Annotated in this window: 1 pseudogene; it reads right to left on the bottom strand. The window is 43.8% G+C overall.

The features are described 5' to 3' along the window. Positions 1-541: pseudogene (locus tag ACVCXO_RS06385) on the bottom strand (hypothetical protein); the annotation flags it as partial.

The following is a 541-nucleotide window of genomic DNA, read 5'->3' as shown; positions in this document are numbered from 1 at the left end:
ATTAAAAGAAGCGTCTCCTAAAGTTAAAACAGTTACCGTTTGTGTGCTGCTTATTCCACAAATCCCTGGACTTGTGTATTCAATAGTATAGGTCGCTCCTGAAACACCATTAGTCACCAATCCGCTAGTTGCGTTTATTGCGGCTCCATCGGTTGGTATCGGATTAAAAGTAAAGCTTCCACCAAGATCTCCGGTTATATTTGCGGTTCCGCCATCACAAGTTGCTGTCATAGTAAAAGCTGCGTTTCCTAAAGTTAAAACAGTTACCGTTTGTGTGCTACTTGTTCCGCAGGTTCCTGGACTTCCGTATTCTATCGTATAGGTTGTTCCAGAAATTCCATTAGTTACCTTTCCGCTAGTTGCGTTTATTGTTGCGCCATCCGTTGGCATCGGATTAAAAGTAAAGCTTCCGCCAAGATCTCCGGTTATATTTGCGGTTCCGCCATCACAAGTTGCTGTCATAGTAAAAGCTGCGTTTCCGGAGGTTAAAACAGTTACTGTTTCGGTGCTAGTTGTTCCGCAGGTTCCTGGACTTGCGTAT

The sequence above is a fragment of the Lacinutrix sp. MEBiC02404 genome (assembly GCF_053601575.1).
The sequence above is the reverse complement of the archived record's forward strand: the minus strand, read 5'-3'. Positions and strand labels throughout refer to the sequence as shown.